Source organism: Lentzea sp. CC55, assembly GCF_021056325.1.
GTDB classification, from domain to species: domain Bacteria; phylum Actinomycetota; class Actinomycetes; order Mycobacteriales; family Pseudonocardiaceae; genus Lentzea; species Lentzea jiangxiensis.
Map to the genome: position 1 here is coordinate 887,819 of NZ_JAJCXE010000022.1, position 13,445 is coordinate 901,263.

The 13,445-nt window shown below is 68.5% G+C and carries 12 protein-coding genes; 6 read left to right on the forward strand and 6 right to left on the reverse strand.

Annotated features, from left to right (window positions below; genetic code table 11):
* Positions 1-81: 81 nt before the first annotated feature.
* The 4 genes from L6E10_RS20185 (at position 82) to L6E10_RS20200 (ending at position 4,140) form a co-directional block, all read left to right on the forward strand.
* On the forward strand, positions 82-348 hold the full coding sequence (locus L6E10_RS20185) for a DUF3311 domain-containing protein (RefSeq protein ID WP_236221021.1): 267 nt from the start codon (positions 82-84) through the stop codon (positions 346-348).
* On the forward strand, positions 348-1,982 hold the full coding sequence (gene mctP, locus L6E10_RS20190; protein WP_236221022.1) for a monocarboxylate uptake permease MctP: 1,635 nt from the start codon (positions 348-350) through the stop codon (positions 1,980-1,982). The genes L6E10_RS20185 and mctP overlap by 1 nt, the downstream gene beginning before the upstream one ends.
* A gap of 71 nt (positions 1,983-2,053) precedes the next feature.
* Positions 2,054-3,301 carry a hypothetical protein gene (locus L6E10_RS20195; protein ID WP_236221023.1) on the forward strand — a complete coding sequence of 416 codons (1,248 nt, stop codon included), beginning with the start codon at positions 2,054-2,056 and terminating at the stop codon, positions 3,299-3,301.
* Complete coding sequence (locus tag L6E10_RS20200; protein WP_236221024.1) at positions 3,298-4,140, forward strand: septum formation family protein; 843 nt, start codon at positions 3,298-3,300, stop codon at positions 4,138-4,140. The genes L6E10_RS20195 and L6E10_RS20200 overlap by 4 nt, the downstream gene beginning before the upstream one ends.
* 284 nt (positions 4,141-4,424) lie before the next feature.
* Here L6E10_RS20200 and L6E10_RS20205 read toward each other — a convergent pair whose 3' ends face one another.
* The 6 genes from L6E10_RS20205 to L6E10_RS20230 all read right to left on the reverse strand — a co-directional run bounded on the left by L6E10_RS20205 (position 4,425) and on the right by L6E10_RS20230 (position 11,310).
* Positions 4,425-4,697 carry a hypothetical protein gene (locus L6E10_RS20205; RefSeq protein ID WP_236221025.1) on the reverse strand — a complete coding sequence of 91 codons (273 nt, stop codon included), beginning with the start codon at positions 4,695-4,697 and terminating at the stop codon, positions 4,425-4,427.
* 10 nt (positions 4,698-4,707) lie between these two features.
* The gene (locus L6E10_RS20210) at positions 4,708-6,519 is read right to left on the reverse strand and encodes a phosphoenolpyruvate carboxykinase (GTP) (RefSeq protein WP_236221026.1); all 1,812 of its coding nucleotides are present in this window, start codon (positions 6,517-6,519) and stop codon (positions 4,708-4,710) included.
* A 313-nt stretch (positions 6,520-6,832) separates the two neighbouring features.
* Complete coding sequence (locus tag L6E10_RS20215; protein ID WP_236221027.1) at positions 6,833-7,519, reverse strand: hypothetical protein; 687 nt, start codon at positions 7,517-7,519, stop codon at positions 6,833-6,835.
* Between the two features lie 103 nt (positions 7,520-7,622).
* Positions 7,623-9,443, reverse strand: coding sequence for a dynamin family protein (locus L6E10_RS20220; RefSeq protein ID WP_236221028.1), 1,821 nt, complete (start codon positions 9,441-9,443; stop codon positions 7,623-7,625).
* A complete protein-coding gene (gene grpE, locus L6E10_RS20225; RefSeq protein ID WP_236221029.1) occupies positions 9,440-9,805 on the reverse strand; it encodes a nucleotide exchange factor GrpE in 366 nt (121 codons plus the stop codon). Before grpE ends, L6E10_RS20220 begins: the two co-directional genes overlap by 4 nt.
* The gene (locus tag L6E10_RS20230) at positions 9,802-11,310 is read right to left on the reverse strand and encodes a dynamin family protein (RefSeq protein WP_374237106.1); all 1,509 of its coding nucleotides are present in this window, start codon (positions 11,308-11,310) and stop codon (positions 9,802-9,804) included. The genes grpE and L6E10_RS20230 overlap by 4 nt, the downstream gene beginning before the upstream one ends.
* A gap of 48 nt (positions 11,311-11,358) precedes the next feature.
* Between L6E10_RS20230 and L6E10_RS20235 the strand changes: the two genes are divergently transcribed.
* Complete coding sequence (locus L6E10_RS20235; RefSeq protein WP_236221031.1) at positions 11,359-11,796, forward strand: hypothetical protein; 438 nt, start codon at positions 11,359-11,361, stop codon at positions 11,794-11,796.
* Between the two features lie 468 nt (positions 11,797-12,264).
* Positions 12,265-13,443 carry a sensor histidine kinase gene (locus tag L6E10_RS20240; protein WP_308102829.1) on the forward strand — a complete coding sequence of 393 codons (1,179 nt, stop codon included), beginning with the start codon at positions 12,265-12,267 and terminating at the stop codon, positions 13,441-13,443.
* The last annotated feature ends 2 nt before the right edge of the window (positions 13,444-13,445 follow it).

A 13,445-nucleotide genomic window follows, 5' to 3' on the forward strand; every position in this document is an offset into this window, starting at 1 on the left:
CAACGATTCCGATCACGAGGCTGACGGCATCCTTCATCAGGCCTAACATCCGCGCAACACCGCGTACACGGAGGGCCCACCATGCCGTCGGACCACAAGACCGGCTTGCGCTGGAGCAACTGGAACCTGCTGCTGATAGTTCCGCTGCTCATGCTCATCACGCCGTGGTTCAACAAGAGCGAGCCCAGCGTCTTCGGGCTGCCGTTCTTCTACTGGTACCAGTTCCTGTTCGTGCCGCTCGGCGTCCTGTGCGTCGGGATCGTCTACGTCAAGACCAAGGACGAGCCCGTGGTCACCGGCAAGCCCGACAAGCTCGGCGTGGACGACCTGGACGAGGGAGCGAACTGATGCAGTGGACCGAGCTGATCGTTTTCAGCGCTCTCTTCCTGCTCGTCACCGTGATGGGCTTCCTGGCCGCGCGGTGGCAGAAGGGCGACACGCTCGAGCACCTCGACGAGTGGGGTCTCGGCGGCCGGAAGTTCGGCAGTTGGATCACGTGGTTCCTGGTCGGCGGTGACCTCTACACCGCGTACACCTTCGTCGCGGTGCCGGCGCTGATGTTCGGTGCGGGCGCGCTCGGCTTCTACGCGCTGCCGTACACGGTGATCCTGTACCCGCTCGTCTTCCTCCCGCTGGTGCGGATGTGGTCGGTCAGCCGCGTGCACGGGTACGTCACGCCCGCGGACTTCGTGAAGGGCCGCTACGGCTCGCACTGGCTGGCGCTGATCATCGCGATCACCGGCATCGTCGCGACCATGCCGTACATCGCGCTGCAGCTCGTCGGCCTCGAGGCCGTGCTGCGGTCCATGGGCCTCAACGGCTCCGGCATCCTCGGCCACCTGCCGCTGTTCATCGCGTTCCTGATCCTCGCGCTCTACACCTACCAGTCGGGTCTGCGGGCGCCGGCGCTGATCGCGTTCGTCAAGGACATCCTGATCTACCTGGTCATCCTCGTCGCGATCATCTACCTGCCCGCGAAGTTCGGCGGCTGGGGCGAGATCTTCAGCGACGCGCAGGCCAAGTTCGACGCGACGCCCAGCAAGGCCGACGGCACGCTGCTGACCGGCACCAACCAGCTGCAGTACGCGACGCTGGCCCTCGGTTCCGCGCTCGCGCTGTTCCTCTACCCGCACTCGCTGACCGGCATCCTCGCCAGCCGCGGGCGCAACGTCATCAAGCGCAACATGGTCGCGCTGCCCGCGTACTCGCTGCTGCTGGGCCTGCTCGCACTGCTCGGCCTCGTCGCGATCAGCGCGGGCACCAAGCCGATCGTCAACCAGGCGACCGGCCGTCCGGACACCAACACGATCGTCCCCGAGCTCTTCGGCGCGAACTTCCCGTCGTGGTTCGCGGGCATCGCGTTCGCGGCCATCGGCATCGGCGCGCTGGTGCCCGCGGCGATCATGTCGATCGCGGCGGCGAACCTGTGGACGCGCAACGTCTACAAGGAGTACATCAAGAAGAGCGCCAGCCCGGCCGAGGAGGCCAAGCAGGCCAAGCTCGCGTCGCTGGTCGTGAAGTTCGGCGCGGTGGCGTTCATCGTGTTCGTCGACCCGCAGTTCTCGATCGACCTGCAGCTCATCGGCGGCGTCATGATCCTGCAGACGCTGCCCGCGGTCGCGATCGCGCTCTACACGCGCTGGTTCCACGTGTACGGCCTGGTCGCGGGCTGGGTCGGCGGCATGGGCTACGGCATGTGGCTGCTCTACAACATCGGCAACCCGGCCATCGGCAAGTCGCACTTCGCCGGGTCCGCGCTGCCGCTGGGCAACATCTCGATCTTCGGCTGGCACCCGTTCGGCGCTTCGACGACGCAGATCTACGTCGGCATGGTCGCGCTGTTCGTGAACCTGCTCGTCGCGGTGGTCGTCACGCTGATCGCCCAGAAGGCCAAGTGGTTCAACGGAACCGACCAGACGGACCCGTCGGACTACCACGTCGACGAGGACAACCCGAGGGTCAAGCCCGTCGCAGCCCACTGAGACGCTGTCGTCAACACTTGGGGCCACCTGCCGGTTACGGCGGGTGGCCCTTTGCGTTGAGGATCGAACACGTGAAAACCATCGCCGGACTGGTCGGCCTGACCGCACTCGCCCTCACCCTGAGTCCTGCCCCCGCACACGCGCAGGACGCGAACTGCTACGACACCACCGTCCCGCTGACCGTCGAGGAGCAGCGCCTCGACGACACGCTCGTCACCGGCGGCCCCGCCGTCGGACCCGCGCTCGTGCGGCTCGCCGGGTTCGACACCCGCGTCACCGAGTTCACCTCCAAGCTCTGCCGCCAGGTCGTCGCGAGGCAGGCGCAGCAGTTCGTCGAACGCGAAGGCAACGCGCTGTGGAAGGCCGCTGTGGCCCGCGCGCAAAGCACACAACCGCAGACGCACGACGCTTACGACGACCGCCCGCTCTACTGGGCACGGCTGCAGCTCAGCTCCGCGCTGCGCCAGTGGAAACCGCGGTTCGCCCTGGCGCCCGACGAGCGCGCGAAGCTCATCCAGAAGTTCGACTGGGCGTCACGGGGCCTGAGCGACGCCGCGTTCGGCCCACAGCCCGGCGTGCGCAGGATCGCCGTCACCGGCTTCGACCCGTTCCAGCTCACCGGCACGAACGTGCGGCGCGCCAACCCGGCGGGCGCGGCGGCGTTGCAGCTCGACGGCCGCGAGATCACCACGCCGACCGGCAAGGTCGTGCTGCAGGCCGCGGTGCTGCCGGTGCTGTGGGGCGGCTTCGACGAGGGAGTCGTCGAGCGGTTCTACGGAACCGCGCTGGCGCAGAAGCCCGACGCGTTCGTGACGATCAGCCAGGGCCGGCCCGGCCGGTTCGACGTTGAGCGGTGGGCGGCGCGCTGGCGCGGTGGCTTCGCGGACAACAACGACATCGGTTCCTACGGCAGCGTCCCGAACGCGCCCGGCTGGCCGCAGCCGGCCGACGAGTTCATCGAGACCACGCTGCCGTTCCAGAAGATGATCGACGCGGGCACCGGTCCGTTCACCGTGGCGCTGAACCGCGGTTTCTGCGAGTGGGTCGTCGTCGGCTCGCAGCAGTCGTGCCGCACGGACGAGCCGACGCCGGGCAGGGTCGCGGCCTCCGGCGGCGGTGGTGACTACCTCTCCAACGAGAGCATGTACCGCGCCAACCGGCTGCGAATCGGTTACGGCGCAACGAACGTCCTCGGTGGACACCTCCACACGCCGGTGCTCGGGCAGCCCGCGGACCCGGCCGCGCTGACCGATGCGGCCTTCGAAAAGCAGCGTCGGGACATCGCCGACCAAGTGAAGGCCCTAGTCTCTGTGGTGTGACTCGTGTGCGGCTGGCGGTGGCGATTGTCCTGAGCACGTTGACGCTGTCCGCGTGCGCGATCCAGGTGGGAGGGCAGGCGGTCCCCGGACCGATGCCGTCCACCGCCTCCGCCGCCGCGCCCACGCTGCCCAAACCGGGGCAGTGCATGAACGCCTACGAGCTCAAGGTGCTGCAGTGCACCGACTCGCACGAGGCCGAGGTCATGAGCATCGGTGAGATGTCCGGCCTCCCCTCGACGTACCCGGACACGCAGGCGCTGCGCAAGGCCGCGCTCCCGCCGTGCCGCCAGGCGCTCAGCGACTACCTGGGCGGCGCGGACTCCGACTCGACGCGCCTGCGGGTGTGGGCCTTCTGGCCGAACGAGCAGGGCTGGAAGGACGGCCAGCGCTGGCGGCTGTGCACCGTCGTGGAGATCAGTCCCGACGAGAAGCCGTTGCCGCGCAAGGGTTCCGTGAAAGACGTGCTGAAGAACAACGGCTTCAGCACGTTCCAGACCTGCACCCAGGGATCGCCGTCGAAGGACCAGGAGGTCAAGGTCGTTGCCTGCAACACGCCGCACATGGCCGAGGCCGTGCCCGGTGGCGTCGTGTCGCTCGGCAAGTCGTCCGACCCCGCTCCGTCCAAGGAGCAGATGAACTCCATCGCGAACGAGAAGTGCACCAAGGCCGTGCACGACTACCTGGGTTCGTCCAAGCGCACCGACGTGTTCCCCGCGTGGCGGAACCCCGGCTCGCAGGCCTGGTCAGAGGGGTGGACCAACGCCGTCTGCTACGCGGAGGCCGGCAAGACCTTCAGCGGCACCCTCCTCGGCATCCGCGACAACCCGCTGCCGAACTGATCCGGCGACCACGACCATCAGCACGGCGGCCAGGGACAGCACCAGCATCGCGATTCCTGCGATTCCCACGGCACACCTCCCTTTCCGTCCCGGTTGACGATCTTTGTGACCGCCCTCACACACTGAGACGTTCCCGGAACCGGCCGGGTTCATTCCTGGAGCAAGACCGTTTCCACGGGTCGTGGAGAAGTCCCCAGGCTGTCCACAGCTATCCACAACATGTGCACAAGTTCGTCCACACCTGTGGACAACTTCGTCGCATGTGGACTACGAGCTGCGCGGACTCAGAGAAAAACGCTGCACAGGACCACTCCGGCGACCACGCCGATCGCCAGTCCGATCATGAACACGAGCGCGAAGCGCCACCACGGCGTGCGGGCCGGCGGAGCGGGCGGCACGGGGTAGTAGCGCACGATGCCCGTACTCGGGCCGACCTCGACGTCGCGCTTCGAACCGTCGAAGTTCAGCCCGCCGAGGAAGTCGTCTTGCGTCACACGACAGTAGTACCCCAAAAAGATGACCCGGCGGTCGCCGTTGACCGCCGGGTCGTCGAACACCTCGGGCGAGCTAGCCCAGGCGCTGCTTCAGAGCTTCCAGCTCGTCGCGGAGCGTGGTCGGGACCTTCTCACCGATCTTCGCGAACCACTCCTCGACCAGCGGGATCTCGGCACGCCACTCGTCGGCGTCGAACGCGAGCGAGGCCTCGATGTCCTCGCGCGGCGCATCCAGGCCATCGAGGTCCAGGTCGTCCGCGGTCGGCACGTAGCCGATCGGCGTCTCCTGCGCGGCGGCCTTGCCCTCGATGCGCTCGATGGCCCACTTCAGCACGCGCGAGTTCTCGCCGAACCCGGGCCACAGGAAGCGCTTGTCGTCGCCGCGGCGGAACCAGTTGACGTAGAAGATCTTCGGCAGCTTGTCGGCGTCGGCGCGCTTGCCGAGGTCGACCCAGTGCTGGAAGTAGTCACCGGCGTTGTAGCCGATGAACGGCAGCATCGCCATCGGGTCGCGACGGACGACGCCGGTCTTGCCGACCGCGGCGGCCGTGGTCTCCGACGACAGGGTGGCACCCATGTAGGTGCCGTGCTGCCAGTCGCGCGACTCGGTGACCAGCGGGATCGTCGTGGCGCGACGGCCACCGAAGAAGATCGCCGAGATCGGCACGCCCTTCGGGTCGTCCCACTCGGGCGCCTTGATGTCGCACTGCTCGATCGGCGTGCAGTAGCGGGAGTTCGGGTGCGAGGAGAGCTCCTCGCTGTCCGGCGTCCAGTCCTGGTGCTTCCACGAGGTGAGGTGGGCCGGGGGCTCGCCCATGCCCTCCCACCAGACGTCGCCGTCGTCGGTCAGCGCGACGTTCGTGAACAGCGAGTTGCCCTTGGCGATGGTGCGCATCGCGTTCGGGTTGGTGTGGTAGTCGGTGCCGGGCGCGACACCGAAGAAGCCGTTCTCCGGGTTCACCGCGTAGAGGCGGCCGTCCTCACCGAAGCGCATCCAGGCGATGTCGTCGCCGAGCGTCTCGACCTTCCAGCCGGGGATGGTCGGCTCCAGCATGGCGAGGTTCGTCTTGCCGCAGGCCGACGGGAACGCGGCGGCGATGTAGTACGCCTTGTTCTCCGGCGAGGTGAGCTTGAGGATCAGCATGTGCTCGGCGAGCCAGCCCTCGTCCCGCGCCATCACGGACGCGATGCGCAGCGAGTAGCACTTCTTGCCGAGCAGGGCGTTGCCGCCGTAGCCGGAGCCGAAGCTCCAGATCTCGCGCGTCTCCGGGAAGTGCGAGATGTACTTGGTGGTGTTGCACGGCCACTGCACGTCTTCCTGGCCGGGCTCGAGCGGAGCGCCGAGGGAGTGCAGCGCCGGCACGAAGTCGGCGTCCTCACCGAAGACCGCGAGGGCCTTGGTGCCCATGCGGGTCATGATGTGCATGGAAACGACGACGTATTCCGAGTCCGTGATCTCCACGCCCAGCATCGGCTTCTCGGCGTCGAGCGGGCCCATGCAGAACGGGATGACGTACATCGTGCGACCACGCATGCAGCCCCGGTAGAGCTCGGTCATGATGGCCTTCATCTCGGAAGGGTCCATCCAGTTGTTCGTGGCGCCCGCGTCCTCTTCGCGCACCGAACAGATGTAGGTCCGCTCCTCCACACGAGCCACGTCGCTCGGGTCCGAAGCCGCCCAGAACGAGTTGGGCTTCTTCTCCAGGGGCACGAAAGTGCCGGCGTCGACGAGCTTCTTCGTGAGACGGTCCCATTCGCCCTGGGACCCGTCAGCCCAAACAACCTCGTCGGGGCAGGTCAGCTCAGCGACTTCCTGAACCCATGCGAGCAAGCGCGCGTGGTTGGTAGGTGCCTGTTCGAGACCGGGAATGGTCACTGCCGTCATCTCGTCTCGTCTCCTGACTGAACGCCTCGGCCGCCCGAGGACGTGGTGGTCCGGTGCAGGACTGCGTCGTCCTCGGGAATAGCTCCACAACGCCCGGTGGTCCCGGGCGTGCGTGGAAGGGGATGGACCGAGGTTAGCCCGGTGAATGGCAGGTAACGCACCCCCAGCCTGTCGCTTCTCTCACAAAACCGATTCTGGAATCGATTCAGCACTCGGACGGAGGTTAAGTCGGGCGCGAGATCGGAAAAACACAAGAGGCCCCGGTGCGGTTCTCACCACACCGGGGCCTGTGACCTGCGCTTCAGTTCGGACGTCAGTTCGGGCTGATCCACTGCCCCGTTGTGGAATCGATTCGGACGACCCCGTCGAACCGTTCTTCCTCGAGCCAGTCGTCCGAGTCGTCCAGAATGCCGCTCTTCGAGTCGGTGACGTAGCGGCCGTCGGCCTCGATGTGCCCGTGCTCGACCTCGACCCAGTCGTCACCACGATGTTCCGACATCGTGACCTCGCCGGATCGTGTGATCTCGGTCGCCACGTCGGCCTTGCCGTCGCCGTTCTTGTCGGTGAACAACCACGTGTCGCCGTCGTCATCGCGCACGACCGCGGTGTCGGCCTTGCCGTCACCGTCGGTGTCCTCGGTCGCCTGACCGACGTTTCGCTGGCCGTCTTCGGTGTCCACGACAATCGCCTGCTTGGGCGACGAATTCGTTTTTTCCTGCGGAGTGTCGCTCGGGTCCACCGCGATCCACTCACCTGAATTCTCCTCGAACCGCGCCTGGCTCAGGAGATTGCCGTCCTTGTCGAACGTGCTCATCAGATCGGCGTCACCGTCGCCGTTCGTGTCGGTGAACGCGAGATGGCCACCGTCGTCCGTCTCGACCACGGCGGAGTCGTTCGTGCCGTCCTGGTCGAGGTCGAAGGTGACGTCGGCGGTGTACTCCTCGTCCTCGACGGTCACCTTCAGCTCGGCGTCGGCCGCACCGTTCTCGTCGATGTACACCGGGACACACCTCCTACTTGCTCATGTACCGGTATGACCCACGTTATGCCGGTTTGGTTCCGCCGCCAACCGTGTGCGCCGGTACGGACGACTTCCCGCCAGGTCACGCCCGGTCGCGGACCGACCGGATCCGGCCCAGCAGCTCCTCCGCCTTCGACCGCCCCTGCTCCACCTCCGCGAGCTGCCGGGTCGCCGCCTGCAGCTCGCGCCCGCGCTCGCCGGCCTCCATCCGCAGCGCCCGGTCGACCTCGCGCAGCTCCGCCTCGATGGCTTCGATGCGCTTGGCCAGTGCCTCGTCCAGGGCCAGCGACAGGGCCTGCTCGGCCTCGATCAGCTGCTCGGCGGCCAGTTGGTCCACTGTGGAGCGTGCGTCGGCGATGGCGTCGGAGAGCCACTGCTTGACGTGTTGTTTCTCGGCGGTGTGGGTTCGGGTGCGGGCCATCCACCAGCCCGCGCCGAGGCCCAGGGCGATGGTGACGGGCAGGACGATCGGGTTCAGGGCCGCGATGCCGAGGCCCGCCAGCGGCATCACGGCCAGCTTGCCCGCGCCCAGTCCGCCGGAGACGCCCATGAAGACCAGGAGCTTGTCCTCGGCTGTGGGAGGGCGCTTCTCCTTGGGGCGCAACACGATCGGCGGTTGCTCGCCGCGGGCGAACTGGCCGCGGATCAGGGTCAGCTCCTCCGCGCTGAACAGGGTGGCGAGCACGGAGTCGGTGACCTGGGAGAGGCGCGCGGACAGCGCTGTGGAGATGCGGCCGGAGACGACCTGCAGCGCTGTGTCGACCTGGTGCGGCAGGCCTGCCAGGGCGGTGCGGTCGGCGGCGTCGATGGCCTGGCGGTACCAGGTCTGGAGGTCGCGCATCTGGCGGGAGATCTCGTGCGAGTTCTCGATGCGGGCCCGTTGGACCTCGCCGCGCAGGCGCACCTGCCAGCCCCTGGTGGAGGAGCGGCGTTCGGTTTGCAGCTCGTCGCGGCGGGCGCGGAGGACCGCGGCTTCGTCTTCGCCGACGGACAGAGCGCGCTTCTCGTGTTCGAGACGGATTTCCAGTTCCGCCAGCACTGTCGAGAGGGCGCGCAGGGCGTTGGCTTCCGCCAGCATTCCCGCTCGGCCCGCGACCAGTTCCTGCAGCGCGGTCTGCAGGGCGGAGATCCCGGAGCGTTCGCGGAGCATGGCGGCCGCGTCCGGGTTCGGGGCCTGCGCGGCCATGTCGAACATGCGCGACGACACCGGGTGGAAGGGGGCGTCGGCGAAGCGCGGGGCGTGTTCGGCCAGCAGGGCCCTGTCCGCGTCGAGGACCTGGCGCCAGCCCCGGTACTGGTCGGTCTTGGTCAGGGCGAAGACGACGGTTTCGACGCGGTCGCCGACGCGCTCGAGGAAGTCGAGCTCGCCGCGGGTGAACGGGGACGAGGCGTCCACGACGAACACCAGGGCGGTGGCCGAGGTGACGGCTTCGAGAGCCAGCTCACCGTGCACCGACTCCAGGCCGCCGACGCCGGGGGTGTCGACCACGGACATGCGTTCCAGCAACGGGATCGGCGCGTCGACCTCGACGTAGCGGGGCGGCAGCTCTCCCTCGGGCAGGTCGTGGGCGGCGGAGACCCAGTTGATCAGCAGGGGCAGCGGGAAGCTGACGGGTGCGAGCAGGCCGGGGTAGCAGGCGCGCGCCGCCCAGGCCGGACCGTGCTGGAAGACGAGGTAGGTCGAGGTGGCCACGTCGGCGTCGACCGGGGACAGGCCCGGGGTCGCCAGGAGGGCGTTGACCAGTGAGGACTTGCCGCGGTTCGTCTCACCGACGATCACGACGGACGACACCTCGGGCGCCGAGCGGCGGGTCACCCAGTCGGCCATCGACGGGTCGAGCTCGCGCACGAGAGCAGTGAGGCGTTCGCGCGTCTGGCGGACTGTTTGCGAGAGGTTGCTCATCGGGCCGTGTAGACCGTCACGATCGGTGCGCGCAGCACGCGGCCACGGTCGCAGAAGCCGGGCACCTCGGTCTCCGCCACCAAGCCCTGCAACGACAGGTCGTCCGTCGGCACGGCGCCACCGGCCTCGTGCCGCGACGGGTCGAAGCGCTGACCGTCGGCACGCACCGCCACGACCCCTATGGACGACAGACCTTCCTCGATGCGCTGGACCACGCCGGCACTGGCGCGGTCCAGCGCGTACAGGCACAGCTGCACCAGCGCGCGGCGTTCGGCCAGCGCCTGGTCGAGCAGCTCGTCGGCAATGGTCTCCACACCGTGGTCCGACGCCACTTCAGCCGGATCGGTTCCGTTCACGCTCATCGGTGCCCCCCAGCACGTAGTTGCTGCCACATGAGGAAATACGCCCGGTGGACGACGTGCGCCACCCGGGCCTGCGCCGGAGTCGCGCCGAAGGAGGCGAACGAACGCCACCACCCGGCGCGTTCCAGCGCGTACGCGACCAGCTCCGGTCCGGGACGGCCCGGCAGCCCCAGCCGCGCGGCGACGTCCGGCGTGCTGCCGACGCGCAGCACCTCCTCCGTCAGGTCCGGCGCCAGCGTCACGGCACCGGACGAGACCAGCGTCAACGCCTCCAGCAACCTCAGCTGGTGCGCCTCGGGCCTCGCGAGCAGGACCTCGATCGCGTCGTGCACGCGCTGCCGTTCGCCGGGCTCGGCGGAGCTCAGCGACGTGACCGACGCCAGCGCCGCCGCCGCCTTGATGCCGTCCGCCCGCGCCCGGAACACCGCGTCGAGCCTGCCCCGGACGGCGGCGAACCCGGACGCGTCGAACAGCACCCGCCGCAGCGCGCCGGCCGTCAGCCCGGGTTCGGCGTCCAGGGCCGCGAGGGCGCGGCCGATCCCGTAGAGGTCGAGCTTCTCCAGCAACCTCGACCGCACCCCGGCCGCGACGTCGCAGTCCCAGGAGGTGAAGAGGTCGCCGGACATCAGCATCATCGTGCGGGTCTCGGCGTCCAGCGCCGCGAGCTGGCGCAACGCCTCCGCGTCCGCCGAGGTGAACTCCCCGGTCTCGGCGGACTCGGCGAGCAGGCTGATCACCGGCAGCACGTCGGCGACCCGCGGCCTGAGCAGCTCGGCCTGCTTCGCCGCCAGGATCTCCGCGGCCCGCCAGAGGTCACCCTCCGCCCCCTCGACGGTTTCCGGCGCGACGGCGTCGACCTTGTTCAGCGCGGCGATCGCGTTGACGGGCCCGGCCTCGCGGGACGCCGTCGCGGCGGTGAAGGCGGCGATGGCGGAGTGGTCGTCCGCGCGCACGCCCTGCGTCACGACGTAGAGAACAGCCTCGGCACCGGCGACCGCGTTGCGCGACACGGGATCGAGCAGTTCCTCGGTGCGGGCGACCGAAGCCGCGTCCAGCGAACCGAGCCCAGGCGTGTCGATGACGGTGAAGTCGCGCAGCACCGCGTTCGTCAGATACGCCTCGATGTGCGAGATGCCCTCCACGCCGAGAGAAGCGGGGATCATGCCGTTCGCGTCGAACGGCAGCACCTGCCGCCTGCCGTCCCGCAGCACGACTTCGATGCGGTCGACCGTGCCGTACTGATAGCGCGTCACGAGCCGTGTGCACTCGCCGATGTCGGTAGGTGCGACCCGGCGGCCGATCAGAGCGTTCACGAGAGTCGACTTGCCGGACTTGATCCGGCCGGCGACGGCGACCTGCAACGGCGCGTGGAGACGGCGCAGCACCTCCTGGAACCCCGCCGCGGTCCGCGGGGAGACCTGCGGTTGCAGGGCAATGCACAGGTTGGCGACCGCCGCGCACAGCGGACCGGCCAACTGTTGTCCCTGCAACGCCGTCACGGGCACAAATCGTGCCACGGTTTGTGGGCGTGCGTGCACGGGTAGCCACAGCGCATGGGTGACAGCTACGTGACGTTCCTAGTGCTGGGGATCGTCCTGGTCGTGGTCGACGGCCAGCTGATCTACCACAGCGGCAAGGCATATCTCAGGCGCGCCTCGTACGACGAGGAGCAGGCCGGCGGCATGATGAAGCTGACGGCCGTGCTGTTCCACCTCGTCGTGCTGGGCCTGTTGGCACTGGTGTCGACCATCGACGTCGACACCGGCGACTCGGTGAAGAACGTGGTCGTGAAGCTCGGCGTGGTGCTGCTGCTCCTGGCACTCGCCCACGGCGTCACGATGGCGATCCTGGCCAGGATCAGGGATCGCCAGCTCCAGCAACAGCTCGCGGACCAGATGGCCGAAGAGCACCGCATCTACGACGAACGCCAGGCGCACATCGGCGAACCGCGACCCGCACCCAAGATCGAGTCGCCCTACTCACCCAAGTAGTGGGCTCGCACGGCGTTCAGTGCCTCCCCCCTCACTGGCGCCGAGCGACCGAGCTGTGGCGACGCTCTCCGCCGCGGCGGCGGAGAGCGGGTTCGGTGCATGCGAAGGCAGGGCAGCCACCACGGTGCCCTGCCTTCGTCCTGTTGTGAGCACGCCTTCGGTCTCCGGATCCCGGCGAAGCCACAGGAGCCTTTCCCAGAGGTGACCGGTGCGGAGGTAGCAGGCACCCATCTCGAGGCGAAGTCGAACAGCGCTCTGGGGGTGAGCATCGCCACCCGCACCGCGTCCGACACCGCCCACCGCTCCAGCGAACGCCGCGCGGTTCGAGGGGTCGGCCACGAGCCCCAGGCCACGGCACCACCCCCGGTTCTCATCAACCCCTCGACACAACAACTCACACTGAAGTCGTACGAAGCGTCAGCCCGTGGCGCGACGCGGGGAAGTTCGATCCGCACCTAATCTTGTCCGGTGCGGCGGTTCAGCCTGTGGATGAAGGCTCATCCGGCGTTCGGGGACTCCCTGATCGCCGGTCTTCTGCTGCTCTTCGACCTGGGCTTCGGCGTCGAGGCGGTCGACCGCGGGGTGTCGTTCTCGGCCTACCTGGCCGTGACGCTGCTGATGCTCGGACCCCTGCCGTTCCGCCGCCACCACCCGCTCGGCTCGAGCTACCTGATCCTCGGCGGAGCGTTCCTCCAACTCTTCAGCCACGGCAGCTACGACCTGGGCATCCCGGTCCGGATGTCCGACTTCGCGCTGGCCATAGCGCTGTACACGCTCGTCGCGTCCACGAACCGCAAGACGGCGTTGATCTACTCGGGCTGGCTGCTGGCGGGCACGCTGCTCTGGGCGATCTTCCAGGTGGGCGAGCTCCAGGCCGTGTTCCTGGTGTTCATGGTCTTCGTGATCTTCGGCTTCAGCTGGGCGATGGGCGAGTTCGTCGGAGCCCGCCGCGCCTACCAGCGGGAGATGGAGCAACGCCTGGTCCTGCTGGAGACCGAACGCGACCAGCAGGCCAAGATCGCGGTGGGCGAGGAACGCTCGCGCATAGCCCGCGAACTGCACGACGTGGTCGCCCACGCGGTGAGCGTGATGATCGTCCACGCCGACGGCGCCGCGTACACGATCAGGTCGCAACCGGAAGTGGCCGAGAACGCCGTCCGCACCATCGCCGACACGGGCCGCCTGGCGCTGACCGAGATGCGCCGCCTGCTCGGCGTCCTGCGCAGCGAGGACGCCGAAACCCAGTGGGCGCCGCAGCCGGACGCGCGAGGAGTCGTCGAACTGGCCGAGAGCACCAGAGCCGCCGGGGTCCCGGTGCGACTGGAGATCACCGGCGACGTCGACGACCTCCCGGTGGGCGTGGGCCTGAGCGTCTACCGCATCGTGCAGGAAGCGCTGACCAACACCATCAAGCACGCCGGCTCGGGCACGACCGCCATGGTCCGCCTGGCCAGGACCCCGGAAGAGCTGCGCCTGGAAGTCGTCGACAACGGCTTCGGCACACCGCACGACGTCGTCAAGGTCTCCGGCGGCAACGGACTGATCGGCATGAGGGAAAGGGCAGCGGTCCTGGGCGGCGAGTTCGAGGCGGGCCCCAACCCCGGCGGGGGCTGGCGCGTCCGCGCGACTTTCCCACTGGCCGCATAGGG

Coding starts and splice junctions, on each gene's coding strand:
- L6E10_RS20235 (WP_236221031.1), top strand. CDS start 11,359: ATGGGTGACAGCTACGTGACGTTCCTAGTGCTGGGGATCGTCCTGGTC.
- L6E10_RS20185 (WP_236221021.1), top strand. CDS start 82: ATGCCGTCGGACCACAAGACCGGCTTGCGCTGGAGCAACTGGAACCTG.
- L6E10_RS20210 (WP_236221026.1), bottom strand. CDS start 6,519: ATGACGGCAGTGACCATTCCCGGTCTCGAACAGGCACCTACCAACCAC.
- grpE (WP_236221029.1), bottom strand. CDS start 9,805: ATGAGCGTGAACGGAACCGATCCGGCTGAAGTGGCGTCGGACCACGGT.
- L6E10_RS20220 (WP_236221028.1), bottom strand. CDS start 9,443: ATGAGCAACCTCTCGCAAACAGTCCGCCAGACGCGCGAACGCCTCACT.
- mctP (WP_236221022.1), top strand. CDS start 348: ATGCAGTGGACCGAGCTGATCGTTTTCAGCGCTCTCTTCCTGCTCGTC.